This is a genomic window from Chryseobacterium sp. 1B4, assembly GCF_036631475.1.
Classification (GTDB): Bacteria; Bacteroidota; Bacteroidia; order Flavobacteriales; family Weeksellaceae; genus Chryseobacterium.
In genome coordinates, this window is record NZ_JAPNUF010000007.1 from 250,564 (window position 1) to 269,648 (window position 19,085).

General features: G+C 38.4%; 17 protein-coding genes and 3 pseudogenes. 4 read left to right on the top strand and 16 right to left on the bottom strand.

The window, feature by feature from the left end; translation table 11 throughout:
- The first annotated feature begins 3 nt into the window (after positions 1-3).
- A pseudogene (locus tag OWR28_RS10465) lies at positions 4-830 on the top strand (class I SAM-dependent methyltransferase).
- Between the two features lie 76 nt (positions 831-906).
- Here OWR28_RS10465 and OWR28_RS10470 read toward each other — a convergent pair.
- The 3 genes from OWR28_RS10470 to OWR28_RS10480 all read right to left on the bottom strand — a co-directional run bounded on the left by OWR28_RS10470 (position 907) and on the right by OWR28_RS10480 (position 3,298).
- Positions 907-1,137 (bottom strand): YtxH domain-containing protein, encoded by a 231-nt coding sequence (locus OWR28_RS10470; protein WP_332386576.1) that lies wholly within the window; start codon positions 1,135-1,137, stop codon positions 907-909.
- Positions 1,138-1,236: 99 nt separating this feature from the next.
- Positions 1,237-2,079, bottom strand: a complete 843-nt coding sequence (locus tag OWR28_RS10475) for an isoaspartyl peptidase/L-asparaginase (protein ID WP_332386577.1) — start codon at positions 2,077-2,079, stop codon at positions 1,237-1,239.
- 331 nt (positions 2,080-2,410) lie between these two features.
- Entirely contained in the window at positions 2,411-3,298 is an 888-nt protein-coding gene (locus tag OWR28_RS10480) for a cyanophycinase (protein WP_002979057.1), read from the bottom strand.
- A 201-nt stretch (positions 3,299-3,499) separates the two neighbouring features.
- Here OWR28_RS10480 and cphA point away from each other — a divergent pair, with 201 nt between their 5' ends.
- The gene (gene cphA, locus OWR28_RS10485) at positions 3,500-6,130 is read left to right on the top strand and encodes a cyanophycin synthetase (protein ID WP_332386578.1); all 2,631 of its coding nucleotides are present in this window, start codon (positions 3,500-3,502) and stop codon (positions 6,128-6,130) included.
- 181 nt (positions 6,131-6,311) lie between these two features.
- A complete protein-coding gene (locus OWR28_RS10490; protein WP_332386579.1) occupies positions 6,312-6,632 on the top strand; it encodes an N-acetylmuramoyl-L-alanine amidase in 321 nt (106 codons plus the stop codon).
- Between the two features lie 174 nt (positions 6,633-6,806).
- Here the strand turns inward: OWR28_RS10490 and OWR28_RS10495 are convergent, their stop codons facing one another.
- The 13 genes and pseudogenes from OWR28_RS10495 to OWR28_RS10555 form a co-directional block, all read right to left on the bottom strand.
- Positions 6,807-7,046 carry a hypothetical protein gene (locus tag OWR28_RS10495; RefSeq protein WP_332386580.1) on the bottom strand — a complete coding sequence of 80 codons (240 nt, stop codon included), beginning with the start codon at positions 7,044-7,046 and terminating at the stop codon, positions 6,807-6,809.
- 226 nt (positions 7,047-7,272) lie between these two features.
- Positions 7,273-7,731, bottom strand: coding sequence for a hypothetical protein (locus OWR28_RS10500; RefSeq protein ID WP_332386581.1), 459 nt, complete (start codon positions 7,729-7,731; stop codon positions 7,273-7,275).
- 24 nt (positions 7,732-7,755) lie between these two features.
- Positions 7,756-8,934, bottom strand: coding sequence for a hypothetical protein (locus OWR28_RS10505; protein WP_332386582.1), 1,179 nt, complete (start codon positions 8,932-8,934; stop codon positions 7,756-7,758).
- A 206-nt stretch (positions 8,935-9,140) separates the two neighbouring features.
- Positions 9,141-9,959, bottom strand: a complete 819-nt coding sequence (locus OWR28_RS10510) for a glutamine amidotransferase-related protein (protein ID WP_332386583.1) — start codon at positions 9,957-9,959, stop codon at positions 9,141-9,143.
- Positions 9,960-9,992: 33 nt separating this feature from the next.
- The gene (locus OWR28_RS10515; protein ID WP_002979064.1) at positions 9,993-11,114 is read right to left on the bottom strand and encodes a carboxylate-amine ligase; all 1,122 of its coding nucleotides are present in this window, start codon (positions 11,112-11,114) and stop codon (positions 9,993-9,995) included.
- Between the two features lie 30 nt (positions 11,115-11,144).
- A pseudogene (locus OWR28_RS10520) lies at positions 11,145-12,066 on the bottom strand (ATP-grasp domain-containing protein).
- A gap of 85 nt (positions 12,067-12,151) precedes the next feature.
- Complete coding sequence (locus OWR28_RS10525; protein ID WP_332386584.1) at positions 12,152-12,865, bottom strand: alpha/beta hydrolase-fold protein; 714 nt, start codon at positions 12,863-12,865, stop codon at positions 12,152-12,154.
- A gap of 262 nt (positions 12,866-13,127) precedes the next feature.
- Positions 13,128-13,355 carry a hypothetical protein gene (locus OWR28_RS10530; protein WP_332386585.1) on the bottom strand — a complete coding sequence of 76 codons (228 nt, stop codon included), beginning with the start codon at positions 13,353-13,355 and terminating at the stop codon, positions 13,128-13,130.
- The gene (locus tag OWR28_RS10535; RefSeq protein WP_332386586.1) at positions 13,298-14,032 is read right to left on the bottom strand and encodes a hypothetical protein; all 735 of its coding nucleotides are present in this window, start codon (positions 14,030-14,032) and stop codon (positions 13,298-13,300) included. Before OWR28_RS10535 ends, OWR28_RS10530 begins: the two co-directional genes overlap by 58 nt.
- A complete protein-coding gene (locus tag OWR28_RS10540) occupies positions 13,990-14,187 on the bottom strand; it encodes a hypothetical protein (RefSeq protein ID WP_332386587.1) in 198 nt (65 codons plus the stop codon). Before OWR28_RS10540 ends, OWR28_RS10535 begins: the two co-directional genes overlap by 43 nt.
- Positions 14,188-14,328: 141 nt before the next feature.
- Entirely contained in the window at positions 14,329-15,294 is a 966-nt protein-coding gene (locus OWR28_RS10545; RefSeq protein WP_332386588.1) for a M17 family metallopeptidase, read from the bottom strand.
- 40 nt (positions 15,295-15,334) lie between these two features.
- Positions 15,335-15,742 (bottom strand): hypothetical protein, encoded by a 408-nt coding sequence (locus OWR28_RS10550; RefSeq protein WP_332386589.1) that lies wholly within the window; start codon positions 15,740-15,742, stop codon positions 15,335-15,337.
- Positions 15,743-16,001: 259 nt separating this feature from the next.
- Positions 16,002-16,772 (bottom strand): alpha/beta hydrolase-fold protein, encoded by a 771-nt coding sequence (locus tag OWR28_RS10555; protein ID WP_332387443.1) that lies wholly within the window; start codon positions 16,770-16,772, stop codon positions 16,002-16,004.
- A 367-nt stretch (positions 16,773-17,139) separates the two neighbouring features.
- Between OWR28_RS10555 and glgB the strand changes: the two are divergent.
- Positions 17,140-19,083, top strand: a pseudogene (gene glgB, locus OWR28_RS10560) (1,4-alpha-glucan branching protein GlgB).
- Positions 19,084-19,085 lie beyond the last annotated feature (2 nt).

Below are 19,085 nucleotides of genomic sequence, written 5' to 3' on the forward strand. Positions count from 1 at the left end.
ACAATGGAAAACTATCTGGAAATAAATAAAAAATCGTGGAATGCCAAAGTGGAACCGCATCTGAAGTCGGATTTCTACTTTGTAGATGAATTTTTAAAAGGAAGAACCTCTCTGAATTCAATTGAACTGGAGCTTCTTGGGGATATAAAAGGAAAAATATTCTGCACCTGCAGTGCCATTTCGGGCAGGATTCTATTTCCTTGTCAAGAATGGGAGCAAAAGTTACCGGAATTGATCTTTCTGATAAAGCGATTGATACAGCCAGGGATCTGGCGCAGAAATGCAGTACGGATACTGAATTTATCTGTTCAGATGTTTATGATCTGTCGAATAGTCTGGATCAGAAGTTTGATATTGTTTATACCAGCTATGGTACAATAGGATGGCTTCCAGATCTTGAAAAATGGGCTGGAGTAATCAGTCATTTTCTGAAGCCGGGAGGAAAGTTCATTATGGCAGAGTTTCACCCTGTTGTCTGGATGTTTGATGACGACTTTACAAACGTAGCCTATAATTATTTTAACGAAAAACCAATTGTGGAAACCTATGAAGGAACTTATGCTGACCAGTCTGCACCTATCGTACAGGAATATGTCATGTGGAATCACTCTTTAGCAGAAGTTCTTGATAATTTAATTAAAAAAGATTTGAAGCTGGATACTTTTCAGGAGTTTGACTGGTCACCTTATCCGTGCTTCAGACATGTAGATGAATTTGAAAAAGGAAAATGGAGAATTCCTCAATTCGGAAATAAAATACCTTTGGTATTTGCTTTGGTTGCAGAAAAAAATAAAGATAAAAGTGATTTAATTTTTTTGATTTTACAATAAAAAGTCATCGTAATAATTATTACGATGACTTTTTCCTATATATGAATGTTAAAAAAACTGCTCTTATTGGTTTAGCTTAGGAGTCCTCAGCCTTTGTTTTCACTTCGTCCACTTTACTCTGAACCTGGGAAGCAACATCATTGGCTTTGCTCTTAAGGTCATTTCCCCATTTATTCAGATTATCTTTTGCCGTATTGATTTTGTCTTTTACAGCCTGTTGATCTTCTGGGCTCGAATTCTTATATTTCCAATAAGCTAATGCACCTAATCCTAGTAAAGCTAATAAGCCTTTTGTCTTGTTTCCCATGATTTCTATTTTTTTAAGTATTAATATTAAAATTTGTTGTTATGAATAATGTAAAATACGTGCCAAAAAAATAAATGGACCTATAAAAAAATGTTAAATTTAAGAAAAGACTTCAAAATTTTTACCGTCAAAACTGGCAAAAACCATAGTAGGATAGGAGTCCTGGTGATAAACATTCCCCTCTTTATCAATGGCAATGGCACCTGCGAACCCATCAATGGTTTTAAGCTCGTCAAATGTTTTGCTAAATGCCTGCTGAAGGTTCATCCCATCTGTAACCCTCGTTACAATTTTTGCAGCAGTTGCATTGCTTACAATATCTTCACCTACGCCGGTACAGCTTACCGCACAGAAGGCATTGGCATAATTTCCGGCCACAGTGGCAGAATCTGAAATCCTTCCGGGAATCTCAAAGCCTTTTCCGCCTGTAGATGTTGCAACGGCCAATTTCCCTTCATGATCTATTGCTACACACCCTACAGTTCCTTTACCTCCGTTGGCAAGTTTGGCTTCATATTCTTTTCTTCTCTGAGGAATCTCCGTAGAGAAATTTTCAAAACCATGTTCCGTAGCGTAAACTTTTGCGCCATGACCACCTAATACTCTGTCATCCTCACCAATCAGGTTTTTGGCAACAAAAACAGGGTTCTTTACATCCTGAATATTGATAACGCCGCTTAGCTTCTGAGTATCTCCGTTCATAATTGCGGCGCTCATGCGGATAACGCCGTCACTCTGGATTTGAGATCCGATTCCGGCATTGTATAAAGGATCATCTTCAAGCAGCGAAACAGCATAGGCAACAGTATCAAAAGCTGAATGGGTAGCAAGGTAATCAAAAGCTTTCTTTGCAATTGATTTTAAAGAATTTTGTTTTGCTGTCTTTACTTCGTGGCTTTGGTCACTTTCAGAGAAAAAGCCGCCGTGGATAATGATTTTCATAGAATAAGAGTTGATGAATATTTTTACGAAGTTAATTTATTAATAAAAGATAAAAGATAAAAGATAAAAGATAAAAGATAAAAGATAAAAGATAAAAGATAAAAGATAAAAGATAAAAGATAAAAGATAAAAGATAAAAGATAAAAGATAAAAGATAAAAGATATTATCGTTAAATAACTATTAGATCTGAATATCAACATCAATAGAGTGGGCTTTAGCCCGCCTTACCATAAACATCTTAAATCCATTGGCTTTAGCCAAAGCTTAAAATATGAATGTTAAATAAAAAAACGGAACCGAGGTCCCGTTTGTATAGCTGTATTTGTTGTCCTATTTATCCTGTGGAATAGGATTAAACTGCGAATTCTCAATCGTCAGCGTTTTGGTTGTAAGATCATAATGATCATTCATAGACATGACATGTACCGTCAGATTATCAATAGAGATCGGTTCCCCAAGGTTAATGTTGGTAAGGTTGGTGTCTTTAATAAATCTTCCGTCTACCAGAATCACAAGACCTGAACCTACGGCTGTCATCACATCATTATGAATGAAAAGTCCTGTATCTTCCCCAAGTCCGATTCCTAAAGTTCTTGGATTGTTGACCACTGCCTGGAAAAGCCGCCCGATTCTGCCCCGCTGTACAAAGTGGGTATCAATAATGACGTTATCAATTAATCCTAATCCCTGTGTGGTTTTGATTTCCCCTTTTAAAAGTGCTTCAGAGCTGCTTCCCTGATAAATCATATTTTCAGAAGCTGCAGCAGCACCCGCAGAAGTCCCGGAATAAATAAAGTCCTGCTCCTGATATTTCAATAAAACCGTATCATGGAATCTTGTTCCTCCAAGAATAGAAGTCAGCCTCAGCTGGTCTCCGCCGGTGAACATCATGACATCTGCAGCATTGGCTCTTGCTACCATTGCATCAGAATTAGCTTCTTCACGGTTATGGATATCAAGAACATTTACATTTTTGGCACCAAGAAATTCAAAAGCTTTTTTATATTCAGAACCTACGATCTGCGGAATCTGAGAAGCGGTTGTTACAATTTCAATGACAGAATTTTCCTTAAGTTTTGATTCATTGATAATCTTTCTTAAGATCCCACGCTCAAAAAAATTAAGATTCTTTTCGATATTCTGGTCGTAATCGGTTTCAGCAAAACTGCCTTTGTTTACAGCGCCTCCGATAACTATTAATTTTCCAACAGGTTTCATCATTGTACAAAATTAAAAAATAATTCACATTCACTGGCTAAATTCGTGCCATCTTTAGTTGATTTTTAATGTTTTAAAGATGTTAATTAAAATTAATCCTTTTTTAGCGAATCTTTAAGTATGGTATGGTTTTGTTTAGGGTTTTACATTATCTTTGACTATGAAAGGAGTTATTGTTAACTGTTAAAATGCCAATAGACTATGAAAATCGAAAAGATTCAGGCACTAAGAGGTCCTAATATCTGGAGCATCAGAAGAAAGAAGCTGATACAGATGAGGTTGGACTTAGAAGAAATGGAGAATTATCCTACCAATAAAATCGAAGGATTCCGGGAAAGGATTGAAAAATTAATCCCATCATTAATCACCCATCGCTGCTCGGAAGGAGTGGAAGGCGGCTTTTTCCATAGAGTGGAAACGGGAACCTGGATGGGACATGTCATTGAGCATATCGCCCTGGAAATACAGACCCTTGCAGGAATGGATGTGGGGTTTGGAAGAACCCGCGAAACAAAAACTCCGGGAGTGTATAATGTGGTATTCAATTATATTGAAGAAAACGCAGGTATTTATGCTGCAGAAGAATCTGTAAAGATTGCTGAAGCATTGATAGAAGGAAAAGATTATGATTTGCATGCATGTATTCACCGGTTAAAAGAAATAAGGGAACGCGTCCGCCTGGGTCCTTCTACAGGAAGTATTGTGGAAGAAGCTGCTTCCAGAAAAATCCCATGGATCAGATTGGGAACCAATTCCCTTGTACAGCTGGGTTATGGAGTGAATCAGCAGAGGTTTCAGGCTACGATTACCGGAAACACAAGTTCTATAGCCGTTGATATTGCCTGTAATAAAGAATTAACGAAGAGAATGCTTCATGATGCAGCTATTCCGGTACCGATTGGAGATCTGGTAGTAGATGAAGAGGGTTTAGATGCTGTGATCAGGAAAATTGGTTATCCGGTTGTTTTAAAACCTCTGGACGGCAACCATGGAAAAGGCTCCTCCATTAATGTCAACGACTGGGAGGCTGCCAAAACTGGCCTGGAACATGCGCAGAAATATTCAAGAAAAGTAATTGTTGAAAAATATATTACCGGTTATGATTTCCGTATCCTGGTAATTAATAATAAAATGGTGGCTGCGGCAAGAAGAGTTCCTGCCCATGTTGTTGGAGATGGGGAGTTAAACCTTCAACAGCTTATTGAAAAAGAAAATAAAGATCCGAGGAGAGGATATGGACACGAAAATGTCCTTACTGAAATCGAGGTAGATAAAGATACCCTGGAATTGCTTGACAAGCTTCAGTATACCCTGGAAACTGTTCCTCAAAGGGGAGAGGTGGTATATCTGAAATCTACGGCCAATCTTTCAACGGGCGGAACATCCATTGATGTAACAGATATGGTACATCCGGAAAATATCACGATGGCAGAAAGAATCTCCAAAATTATCGGGCTTGATGTCTGCGGTATAGACGTTATGGCAGAGAATTTAACCCAGCCTTTAAAAGAAAGCGGAGGAGCAATTATAGAAGTCAATGCTGCGCCTGGATTCAGAATGCACCTGGCACCAAGTGAAGGCTTGCCAAGAAATGTGGCTGCACCGGTGGTAGATATGCTGTATCCACAAGGAAAACCCTTTACCATTCCAATTATTGCTGTGACGGGTACCAATGGAAAAACAACAACGACAAGGCTTATTTCACATATTGTAAAAAGTAACGGTTATAGAGTTGGATTCACAACATCGGATGGAATCTATATTCAAAATACCATGCTGTCTAAAGGAGATACTACAGGACCTCTTTCTGCAGAATTTATTCTGAAAGATCCTACGGTGGAATTTGCAGTGCTGGAAACTGCAAGAGGTGGAATCCTGCGTTCAGGATTAGGTTTTTCACAATGTGATATCGGGGTTTTGACCAATATTGAGGAAGATCACCTGGGGATGAATGATATTCACAGTCTGAAAGATCTTACCAGGGTAAAACGGGTTGTACTGGACAGTGTTAAAAAGAACGGATGGAGCGTATTGAATGCTGATAATGAATATTCCATGAAGATCGTAAATGACCTTGATTCTAATGTGGCGATTTTCAGTATGGATGAAAACAATCCTCATATCGTAAAATTTGCCAAAGAAGGAAAGATTACCTGTGTTTATGAAGAGGGTTTTGTAACCATCAAAAAAGGAGACTGGAAAATCAGAATAGGAAAAGCAAAGGATTTCCCGATCACGATGGAAGGTAAGGCCAGATTTATGATTGAAAATGTATTGGCGGCCAGCCTGGCCAGTTATCTGTATGGATTCGGAATTGAAGACATTTCCAATTCTTTGAGAACCTTTATTCCGAGTGCCCAGCTTACTCCGGGAAGGCTGAATGTTTTTAAATTCAAAAACTTTAAAGTGCTTATTGACTTTGCCCACAATCCTGCAGGGTATCAGGCGATTGAAGATTATCTGAAAAATGTTGAATCTACCAAGAAAATCGGAATTATTTCCGGTGTTGGAGACAGAAGAGACAATGATATCAGAGAATGTGGAAAGATAGCAGGCAGAATGTTTGATCACATTATTATCCGAAACGAAAAACACCTTCGCGGAAGAACCGAGGATGAAATTAACGGATTGATTATCGAAGGAATGCAGGCTGCAGGAAAAGATGTAAGCTACGAGATCATTCCCAAAGAAATAGAAGCATTGAAACATGCCATAGGAATGGCAGAAGAAGGAACATTTATCACGGCTTTAAGTGATGTTATTTCCAATGCTATTGATCTGGTTCAGGAATATCAGGCGCGGGAGCTGCTGGAAGACGATAAAAATATATAGAAAAAACCTCCGGAATTCCGGAGGTTTTGTTTTTTATAACGCTTCTCAGGCTGTTTTTATCATATTTTGGAATTTAAATACATAAAAAAAGTAATCACGGCAATGTAAATAGGGTGTTTTTCCTTCACTATTTTGGGAGTTACAGGTTTAGTTTTGCTCATTAATAAATAAAATGAAATCAATGAGACCAATCAATTACATTGTGATACATTGTACAGCAACACAGCCGGATGTTACAATAGAGAGCATTAAAAGATATTGGAAGGAAAACCTGAAATGGAAAAATCCAGGGTATCACTATATGATAAAAGCTGATGGAGAAATAGTCAACACGTTGCCGATCGACCAAATATCAAATGGAGTTGCAGGATGGAATCCCCAAATTATCAATATATCATACATTGGAGGCATTGATAAAAATAACCATCCAAAAGATACAAGAACGGAAGAGCAAAAAATCTATTGTCAAGCTGTTAAGAGAATTAAAATTAAAATTTCCTAAAGCTAGAATTCAGGGACACAGAGATTTTCCCAATGTCCATAAAGCTTGTCCCAGCTTTGATGCTAAGAAAGAATATTCTAATTTATGATAGGCTGAAGCGCTCAGATAAGAAGAAACCGATAAAACTTCGAATCAATAAATAAAAAAATCCCCGCTGTTAGGCGGGGATTATCTTTATCCTTCATTTCCAAAATTAGGAGATAATTCTAAATTATAATAAATTTCGGTGTAACCACATTCTTTGCATACATAAGCTTTAACAGGTATTCCTTTATCTGGCATAAAGAAAAATGTTCCGTCTTGATTTTTCATAACTTTTGTTAATGCGTAAGAGTCATTGCTGTTTAGCATTTGGTGTTGAGGATTATTTATCCCATTTAGACAAAATATTTGTCCTTGTGCGTTTTTAGGCATGATTTATTGTTTTTAATTGTTAAGTAACTAATATACAAACAATTAATATTCAATCATTACGGTTTACCGTAGAGTTATTACTACAGCCTAACCGTATATTTACGGAGTTTGTGAAAACACGACATACATGTTAATTTTTTATATCCTCCTTTTGGGGGATTTTATGATTAAAAAGGTTTTCAGGAATAAAAAAATAAAACCTCCGAAATGTCGGAGGTTTTGTTTTTTATAATGCTTCCCAGGTTGTTTTGATACTCTGCACTTTTTTAAGATAAAAATAAAGAGGAATGAGTTCTAATCTTAGAGTGAAGCTGATCGTTGGAACAGTGAAAGGAATAATGGCCATCATGATGAGACAAATGGCAATTCCTATGATTGCATCAGCTATTGTTGCCTTTGGTGCCCATGTTTGTTCAAACCACAGTCCGTAGGCTACAATACCTTTAAAGAGAAACAGCAAGCATATCAAAAGTCCTGTCATTGAATAGGGATGATTGGCATTCATACCATACAACGATAAAGAGACATGAGTCATCAGAGAGCCTGCCAGTAAAAAAACAGCAGCTACTGCACCTCCGATTAAAAAGATCCATAAGAAAATTTTAATCCAGACAGGTAATAGATCTCTTCTCCGTGTTAAGGTGTGATTTTCAAATTCTGCAAAAGCGGTTGGCTTTTCTTCCATGTAGTATTAGTTTTTATAAGTTATTTATCCGAAAAAAGCATTGGAGCTTCCGATCCAGATGGCATCTTTTTTATTGAAGTCTACATTCACCATGGCGGCTTTAGTCATTCTTCCAAGATTTTCCAATAGGATAGGGCGCTCATCATTTTCCCGCCAAATATACAACAAACGGATCTCTGCTTTCGAAAAATCTCCGTTAATATCTTCAAAAATCGGTTCATAATACACTTTTCTCTGCAGAATATAGTTTTCTTTATCCTGAATAGAGTCTGTAATTTCCCGGGTGGGGTTTAAATTAACTCCGCTTCCCGCGAATGAAAACAATGGTTTTAATACAAAATTTTCAAGATTTTCATGCTCGGGGAATTCATGCAGGAAGTAACTCTTTGGAACAAACTGATGCTTCAGTAAAGGCAACAGAAATTTTGAGATTTTAAAGAACCAGTTCGGGTGAGTGATCCACTTGACATCCACTTCCTCCCGGAAATCAAATTCTGTTTTCAGATCAGGAATATTATCCAGTTCGTCAAATATAACACGGTTGTAGATTCTTTTGATTTCGGTAAGCTTATCATTATTTTTATAATACAGCTTTCGCCCTTCTTTTTTTACTTTCGTCAGGCATACGGTTTTGATTCCTAGCAGTTTCCCGGTCAAAGCAAAATCAATGGCCGTTTTTTGTCTTTCCGGAAAGATTTCAAGCAGGATTACATTTTCAGGATTTTCATCCCCTACAATAAGTTCCTTTAAATAGCTTTTAAAGGTTTCATGAGGCATTGGGTTTCTGATCTCTGAAAGAAAAGGGTAGACCTCACAGTACGTTTCCTCATACACCTTTTGAAAAGCATACAAAGAAGGAAAAGCCTGAAGTTCTATCAGCTGAGGTTCTATGGCTCCGTTTTCACTTTTGCAGACTCCAAAATCGATGGTGAAAAAATGGGGCTGATTGGTATCATTAGGAACCCTGCAGTGATCAGGAATAGCTTTCTGAAGCAGTTCTTCCGGCATTGCCTTAATCTGGCTGATGATACTTTCACTGGCGTCTAAGAGTTTACTTTCAAATTCTTTAGTCAGAAAAATCGGACTTTCTGAAACTCTGAAAGCAGGTGCTGTACCGCCTTTTTCTGTTAATATATTTTTGAGCTGGCTGTATTTTTCATCCGAAAACTCCTGATTGTACTGTTTTCTATATTTTGGAATCATATTTTTTTCTTTGTGATGTTAAAAAAATCGAGCATTGCTGCCCGATTGTTATATGGTAAGAAGCTGGAAGCTGGGAGAGGGAAGTTTCCAATTCTGAAATTTAAAGTATCAGTTATAAATAAAAGATAATCAATAATCTTAACCGATAATAACTTCCAGCATCCTTCTTCCAGCTTCCATCCTTTTAAGTCATTTAAGCCAAAGTTTCAGCTTTCTTCAAAATGTTTTTTTGCAAACTGAAGGAATCTCGGTAGGATCTGATGTCTGGTCAGAATAATTTTATCTTCATCATCTATTCTGTCCATAGTCTCAAGATATTTCTCCATACCGAAATTTTCGATCATGGCTTCTTTGTTTTTTTCATCTTTCAGATTTTCGATCAGAGATTCGGGGTTAGCTTCCGGATGAAACTGTGTCCCGAATATCTCTTCGGAAAAACGAACGGCCATTACCGCTCTTTCAAGGTTAATATGAGGACGGAATTTTTCAATCGCCATAATTGTCATTCCAAGCTCTTCAAAACGGTTATGATCCGGCTCTATAAACTGGTAAGCTCTGGAATCTACCGCATAAAAAGGATCCTGAAGATTTTTGAATAAAAATTCGTCTTTGCCCTCTTCTGTTTTATGAACTGGCATTACCCCGAAAGAATACGACTTTCTTTTGCAGATATTTCCCAGGTTCCAGTGAATGCTTGCCAACTGGAATGAATGGCAGATCAGGAAAAGATACTTTTTATCTTCATGATATTTATTGTGCTCGAAAACAGCATCCAGAAAATCAGCATATCTGTCTTCCCAGGCAAGCCCTTCCCGATGTGGGTTTCCAGGCCCGCCTGAAGAAATAAAAATATCAAAATCTCCGATTTCAGGCATTTCATCTTTATACCTTACATCAAATGTCTTGATCACCACATTTTCTTCAGAGTTCTGCTGAAAAGTTTCAGAAATCTCTTTAATGTTTCTAAAACCTTGATTCACATGATTGTTGTTCATGTCCAGCAGAGCAATTCGAATATCTTTCATTACATCATATTTTTTGTAAAGTTACCAAAAATATTATGAAGCAGGTTCACCATGGGTTATGCCGTACTCCGTTTCAGAGATCATATAATCAACGACTTTCGTCAGATCACCTGTTTCCTTAAAGATCTGAAGCTGTCTGTCTGCACCGGTTCCGTTTTCAAGGATTTTCCAGGCATACTCAACTTCTTTGCGGCATCCCAGATCGTCTACCACGTCATCAATAAATTCTAAAAGCTCTTTCAATAAATGGGGGTAGGGAACCGATTCTTCTTTTCCGAAATCAATCAGATGTGCTTCAATACCGCTTTTAGAAGCCCGCCATTTATTTTCGTTCAGCAGCAGCCTTCTGTAGCTTCTGAAGCTCAGGTTTTGTTGGTGAAGCTTATAAATTTTTGCCACCAAGCTCTGCATAATGGCTGCAAGGCATACGGTTTCGTCAATTCTCAGAGGCATGTCACAGATTCTGAACTCAATCGTAGGGTAGAACGGATGCACCCGTAAATCCCACCAGATTTTCTTGGCATTGTCTATGGTGCCGGTTTTTACCAGAAGATCTACATAGCTGTCGAATTCTGCCAGAGAGTTAAAATAACTCGGAATACCAGTTCTCGGGAATTTGACGAAGATTTCCTGACGGTAAGATTTAAAACCTGTATACCTTCCGATCCAGAAAGGTGAATTGGTTGAAAGTGCATAGACGTGAGGAAGAAAATAACGCATCACATTCTGGATTCTTACCCCTTCTTCCCGGTTGGGAATTCCAATATGAACATGCAGCCCGAAAATAAGGTTTTCACGGGCAACATCTCCCATATCATCCACAATTTTAATATATCTCTCTCCCTGGGTAATATTATTTTCTGACCAATGAGAGAATGGGTGGGTACCTCCGCCGGAAACACGCAGTCCTTGTTCATGGGCGATATTGATAAGATGACGTCTTAAATTTGTTAATTCAGCTCTGGCCTCCTGAATATTCTGGCAGATTCCCGTTTCCATTTCAATCATGGACTCATGCATTTCGTGCTTTAAATTTTCACTTAAAACCGCTTTGCCGCCTTCAATGATTTTTGAAACGTGAGAAACCAGATCTCTGCTTTCCACATCAATGATCTGATATTCTTCTTCAATTCCAATAGTAAACTGATGATGCATTTATTTTGTGTTTTTTAATTCTTTTCAATATTATTTAATGGAATCTTTCACAAAGGTTCCCCAGGCAATATTGGGTTTTCCCGGAACATATTCTTTAGCTTTTTCTATAGCCAGCTTTGCCGAATGTTCAATGATCCATGCAAAATTTTCTTCCCCTACAGAATTTCTGTCTGCGTCAGGAGCGGGATTACAGAAATCAATCGCATAAGGAATACCGTCTCTTACCGCAAATTCTACCGTATTGAAATCATATCCCAGCGCTTCATTCATAGTAATGGTGTAATCATGAATGGTTTTCAGGAGTTTTTCAAGCTCCTTTCCTTCTGTTTTATGGGTGGTGGCATATCTTAAATGCGGTGCATTTCTCGGTTCATAAGGCATAATGTGAACATACTTTCTGCCCAGGCAGTATACTTGTAGTAATCATCAAAGATAATTTCCTCCTGTACCATCATAACCAGCTGTTCCGTTTCCCCTAATTTGTTCCAGAGATCATCGGGATTCTCCACTCTGTACACGTTTTTCCAGCCTCCACCGTCATGTGGCTTCATATAAGCTGGGAATCCTACGTAATTGAAGATGTATTCCCAGTCATGCGGAAATTTCAGATTTCTGAACGAAGTTTCTGCAGTATTATCCGGTCTTTCATGCGACGGGAGTAAAACTGTTTTAGGAAGTGGAATTCCGAGTTTGGACATCAGGGCATTGTTGAAAAACTTCTCGTCAGCGCTCCACCAGAACGGATTGTTGATCACATAGGTACCGTTAAGCGCAGCATTTTTTAAATAAGCTCTGTAAAAGGGAACGTCCTGTGAAATTCTGTCGATAATCACTGCATAGCCATAATCTGCCCCTGTTCCAGTTTATCTATAATAACAGGTTCAGCTATGATTTCTCCACCTCCCAGTTCATTCACTTTGTCTATAAATGCCCAGGGAAAAGTGTCTTCCATACCGAAAAGAATTCCTACTTTTTTGTCATAATTTTTGTTTTAAGGTGGGTGTATGTTTTTCTATTTGTCTTTTTATTGCTTTATTTTAAGAGAAAAAGGCTCCAATAAAGGTAGGGAAAACCATTCTCCACAAAGGCCAGTCGTGACCGATCCATTTTCTTTCATCATACCAGAAGTCTATGCCTTTTATCCTAAGGATTTCAGCCATTTCAACGTTTTTATCTTTGCAGATATCCTGATCTGAAGTGCTCAGTACGATATGCATATGTTTATATTTCCAGGCTTCATCATTCCGGACAAACTCCCTTGGGCAGTTGAAATATACCAGATCATCAGAGTAGCCGTCCATAAAATTCCTTATACTGAAGGCCCCCGAAAGACAAAACAGATGAGAAACCACATCCGGAAATCTGAAAGCAAAATTAGCAGCATGATATCCTCCGAAACTCGCTCCGGCAACTGCCACACGATGTGTTTTGTGGAGTTTTTGGATATAAGGCACGAATTCCTGGATCAGAAACTGTACATACCGTTCATAGTTTCTTATTCTTTGCTGCGGAGATATCTTATCATCATAAAAGCTCCAGCTGTCGATGGTCTGCACATTGTAAAGCTTTACTTTTCCCTGTTCTATAAACCAGTTGATGCTTCCGTTAAGATGAAAATCATGATTCTGGGTATACTGTCCCTGGGAAGTAGGGAACATGATGATAGGGTAGCCGTAATGCCCGGTTACTTCTACCTTAAGATTGGTTCCGAGTATGTTCGAATAATAGTCTGTATGTTCTATGTGAGGCATTTTCCTTGTTTGGTTTTATCTTTTCTAAATTACGTTTTACCGTAGAACTTCTGGTAGGCTATATATTATGAATTCAATAACATTTTGAATATTAATGTTACGCTTCATTTTTAAGAGCTTAGTTTGTTGCTTTTGGGAGGAAGAATATTCAGCATATCTGCATGGATTATTTCTGCTGCAGAATCAAGTCTGTCCTGTACAACAGAAGCATCTCCGGATTTATAAACAATCCCGACATGATAATCTATGGGAAGGAACTTGACTACTTCTTCACATTCAAAATTGGTATAGTCCGGTTTTTGTCTTTAATCAGGGCTACAATTAATCCTGAATAATATCCTGTGGGTGGAGAAACGCTGTAATCATTGCCTCTCAGAAGGGCATCTTCAATTTTGGCCCATTCTCTCCATATATTGATGCTGCTGGATGCTTCTACCAGATCCGGAATATGGGCGCCGCCGACTCTTGAGGAGGTTTCAGGAAATACCATTTTCCGTCTTCTCTTCCACGGATAAATTCTGTATGGGTGGCTCCGTTGACAAGTCCGAAGTTGGAAAGGACTCTGGCATTTATTTCTTCCAATGCTTTAAATTCTTCAGAGTACCTTCCTAAAGTTTTAGATCTGAAAACGCCGCCTTCATGAGAAACCTGCATGGGAGGGGCCAGATATTTTGACGCAGAGGTGAATACGATTTTTTTATTAAAAGTAAGGCTGTCTACGTGGTAAACATCCCCGGGTTTAAAACTTTCCAGTAAGAAAAGGTGACGCTCTTCTCCGAGAGTTTCCAAAGCTTCAAGAAGCTGCTCTTTGGAGGTTATTTTCTTGATGCCCGATGCTGATGCTTCGGAACGCGGCTTTAATACCCATGGAGCAGGTACACGGTCCGCAAATGCATCCACTTCATGATCATTGAACACAGCTGTAAATTCGGGAACGCTTATCCCGGAATCTTTTGCTTTCTGCCGCATAGCCAGCTTATCCCGGAAATATCGGTGTGTAGTCTGCCCCATTCCCGGAATACGGAATGTTTCTCTGATTAATGCAGCTTTTTCAACGTCATAATCATCCAGAGCCACTACAGCGTCTACTTTGCGGGTCTTCATCAGGTGGGAAAAACCCTGAATCAGATGCTCCAGATTCCATACGGACGGTTTAAGCTCAGGCATGTAAAATACCTCATCAATAGCGTGCCATGGCCAGTTTTTTCTTTGAGATTTTCAGAGGTTACCAGGATCACTTTATTGCCGAGCTTCTTCATCTCGTCCATAAAATCATAACCTTTGTAATAGCACGAAATACATACGATAGTTTTCTTCTCCATATAATGTTTTTAAAGATTTAGTGAATTTTCAAAAATAAAAGCATTTGTTTATTATTTTATTAATACTAAAAAATGTAATATCGTGCGGTTTTGAAAATTCACTAATCAATTATACAGAGTTTTTTTGTAAAAAACTAATTTTTAGTGATAATTTTCAATTAAATTCGCGAGCAATTGAACCCCAAAACCAGTAGCTGCTTTTTCTTTGGCATATCCCACAGTTCCAAAGGCTACTCCGGCAATATCAAGATGAGCCCATTTAGGGTGGTTTTCAATGAATTGCTCTAAAAATTTTGCAGCAATAATACAGTCTCCGACAGGCTTCAGGGAAATGTTTTTCATGTCCGCAACATCAGACTGTATATCGTCTTTCCAGACATCCCATAAAGGCAGATTCCACACCCTCTGATTGGTTTGATCTCCGGTTTTTATCAGATGGCTTTTCAGCTCCTCATTATTAGAGAACATGGCAGCACAGGTATCTCCGAACATTCTGACAGAACTTCCCGTTAAAGTAGCCAGATCAATAAGGAAATCTGTTTTGTAGTTTTTAGCAAGATAAGATAATCCGTCTGCAAGAATCAATCTGCCTTCCGCGTCAGTATCAAGAACTTCAATGGTTTTCCCGTTATAAGCTGTGATGACGTCACTTGGAAGAAGAGCCTTTTCAGAAACCGCATTATCAGTAATAGGAAGGACAGCAATAATGTTCACCGGAAGTTTCATTTCAGCAGCATAGATCAATGTTCCCAATACCGCTGTAGCACCTCCCATGTCAGATTTCATATAATGCAGATTGGCAGAGCTTTTTATTGATATACCTCCGGTGTCAAACAATATGCATTTTCCTACCAGCCCGAAAGTTTTGGCATTCTTAACGGTAGTTTTATATTCCAGAATCGTAAACGCAGCGTCATAAGCGCTTCCCTGATTGACAGAAAGATAAGCGCCTAATCCGAGCTCTTCACATTTCTTTCTGTTGAAAGCAGTATATTTCAGTTCATATTTTTTAGCCAGATTCTTCAGGTATGCACTTAATATATCCGGTTTTTTCAGATTGGCCGGTTTGTTGAGCCAGTCCTGGCAGGCAGTTTGCCCATTAATCAACGCTTCTGTTTTCTGGCTGATATGGTCCAGTTTTTCTGGCTTAAATTTTCAAAGTGCAATTCAAATTTTGTATTCCAGAAAGTATGTTTTTTATCAAAAGGGTAGTTGTAAGTTCCGGCCAGAAGCCCTTTACAAATTCCTCAAATTGTTTTTCATTGATGAAATCAGCCAATGCCAATGTCGGAACTGCCTGAAGCTTTTCTTTATAGGTTTGCGAAAACTTTGCTGCAACCTGCTGGATTTCGAAATTTTGCAAGGCAGATTTTCCCAGTCCGATAAAATAGGTAATTCCTTCTTCATGAGCATTGACAAAAACTTCATACTTTTTCCCTGTGAAAAAAGTGGAAATGTTTTTATTGAAATTTTTACTTGTTTTTGCCCACTCTTCCTCTGTAAATAATTGAAAAATCTGAGTGTAGTTTTTGTTTTTTTTATTGATTAATTTCATAAATAGATGTTATATTTCTAAAGTCATCCAACCGTTGCCTTCCATTTGTTTCAATCGGCGTAAAATTTCTACGCGGCTGTATGTTTAGTTTTTAATGCTTTGTTGCTGTGGTTTTACTTCCACAGGGTTTTCTATTGTCATAGAACAGCCATTCAATGGCTCTTGGAAACTCCTGTGACCAGTAAAATTCATTGTGGGTGCCTTCAGGGTTAATATTGGTTTTAAATTCAAAATCAAAAAGCTTTTTCTTCCCATCTTTTCAGGTATTCTTCAAAATATGAATTCTCTTGACCATTTTGGAACCTTCCTGACCACCGCCGTAAAGATAAATTTTTGTTTTAAAAGGAACTCTGAAATTCATCATCGGAAAATTATTATTCGGTTCTACCCAAAGGGAAGGAGAGAATATCAGCAGCTTGGAATACACTTCAGGATAGAGAAATCCACTGTATATGCTGATCAATGCTCCCAATGAACTGCCCCCGATTCCTGTATTGTCGCGGTCTTTTTTGGTTCTGTAATTTTCGTCCACATAAGGTTTTAAAGTATCTGCAATAAAGCGGATGTATTTTTTTCCTTCAGAACCGTTGGCCACATGATCATTATCAAAAATATATTCTTTGATTCTTTCTTCGCTGCCGTGTTCTATGGCAATAATAATAAGGTCACCCCGTCCATATTCCGCAAGGATGGATAACTTTTTATCAATTTCCCAATTCCCGAAACCACTTCCTTCATTGAAAAGATTCTGTGCGTCCTGAAGGTATAAAACAGGATACCGTTTATCCGTAGTATGATAGTCATAGGGAAGAAGTGCCCAGACCTTACGGTAACGGTCAAGCTGTGGAATATAAAAATTTTCCGAAATAACTTCTGCAGTAGGAAAATACTCTTCTTTGAACGGTCCCCAGTTTAATCTCCATTTTTTTACAGTATCAGAAGTTTTGGCAGAGCTTTTTTCGCTTTCCGGTTGGGCGTGATGTTTCCGTACTGATCCAGTTCCACATTCTCCCAGCCGCCTTTTGTAAATTTATATTCAATGTCTTCGGGAAGATTCTGATCTTCAATATCTATAAAATAGCTGGCAGGGTCAAGTTGCTTAAGCTGAAAACTGTAATCTTTAGGGTTCCAGCTGTTGAAATTTCCGGTGATAAAACCGGCCTGTCGTCTTTTTCTTCTGTATAAAGTTCAAACCTCATCGTATGTGTTTAATAAATGTTGATGTTAAATTTATAAAAAGATTGTTTTGGAATCATAAAAAATGTGAGGTAAAAAATGATATATTTGATAGATAGACGAAAACCGAAATTCAGTTGATAAATATTTGATGAATTATTAACCGCTGTTGCCGGTATTTTTCGTAGTTTCAGGGAAAATATAAATACAAACTGATCTTGATGAATTCTGTTAAAACCTACACGCTTTTCACCGATCATGATGTGTATCTTTTTAAAGAAGGTAGGCATTATAAGCTGTATGGTAAATTTGGTGCACATTCGGCAGAAAAGGATGGCGTAAAAGGAGTATATTTTTCCGTATGGGCACCTAATGCAAAGAAAGTTTCCGTGATCGGAAATTTCAACAACTGGAATCATAAAGATCATATCCTGTTTCCAAGATGGGACGGATCCGGAATCTGGGAAGGGTTTATTGAAGGATTAACCTGGGGTACCTTATATAAATATGCTATTGAAACACAGGGGGGTGAAATTCTGGAAAAAAGTGATCCCTATGCATTGAGCTGGGAGCAGAATATTCAGGCGGCTTCTCTGGTTTCTACTACATGGTATGAATGGAATGATCAGGAGTGGATGGGGCACCGCTGGGAAAGAAACAGACTGGAAGCTCCTTTATCAGTGTATGAGCTGCATCTGGGTTCGTGGGTAAGAGACGGGGATTATCCTGACCGCTTTCTGAATTACCGGGATATTGCCAAAAAGCTGGTGCCTTATATCAGGGAAATGGGTTTTACTCACGTAGAGTTCATGCCTGTGATGGAATATCCTTATGAGCCCAGCTGGGGATACCAGATTACCGGTTTTTATGCCGCTACCTCACGTTTTGGATCGCCGCAGGATTTGATGTTTCTGATTGATGAGCTTCACAACAATGAAATAGGAGTTATTCTGGATTGGGTTCCGTCTCATTTTCCGGGAGATGCCAATGGTCTTCACCGTTTTGATGGTACTTATCTGTATGAGCATGAAGATCCGAGAAAGGCTTTCATCCCGATTGGAAATCACATATTTTCAACTATGGAGAAATGAGGTTAAATCTTTTCTGATTTCAAACGCCATGTTCTGGCTGGATCGTTATCATGCCGACGGATTACGCGTAGATGCGGTGACTTCAATGCTCCATTTGGATTATTCAAGAAATGAAGGAGAATGGGAACCTAATATATATGGAACGAATGTGAACCTTGAAGCCAAAGCTTTTCTGCAGGAATTCAACACTGCTGTTTATAAAGAATTTGGAAATAATATCATCACCATAGCAGAAGAAAGTTCAGATTTTCCTATGCTTACCAAACCTGTCCATGATGGTGGCGTGGGTTTTGGTATGAAATGGATGATGGGCTGGATGCATGATACGCTGGATTATTTTAAAGAAGACTTTGAGAACAGAAAATTCCATCACCATAAGCTGACATTTGCTTCCATGTATATGTATAATGAAAATTATATGATGCCTTTGTCACATGATGAAGTGGTACACGGCAAAGCAAGTCTTATCTATAAAATGAAAGGTGACGAATGGCAGAAATTTGCCAATCTGCGTACCTTATATGTATATATGTATACCCATCCCGGAGCCAAACTGCTTTTTATGGGGGACGAATTCGGGCAGACCAGTGAATGGAATTTTACCAGAAGCCTCGACTGGCATTTGCTGAAATATCCTGTTCACAAAGGAATGCAGGAGCTTGTTAAAGATATGAATCATCTCTACAGATCAGAAACTGCCTTTTATGAAAATCAGTTTGATAGAAACGGTTTTGAGTGGGTGGAAGCGGATGATCTTGAAAATTCAGTATACATTTACCTGAGGAAAGGAAAAAAAGAGACGATATTATGATGGTGGTGTTAAATCTGGCTCCGAAAGTACTGGATTATAAAATCGGGATTCCTGCAGGAACACACTGGGAAGTGATTTTGAATTCGGATGATGAAAAATACAGCGGCAGCGGGGTAGAGCCTGAAATACTGGATGAGAAGTATGAAGAATGGAGAGGATATACAAAAACAATGACCGTGAAGCTGTCACCATTGGCAGGAATTGTTTTACGTCAGAAGAAAGATAAAAAATATAAATTACACAGAATTAAACATAAGAGATAAAG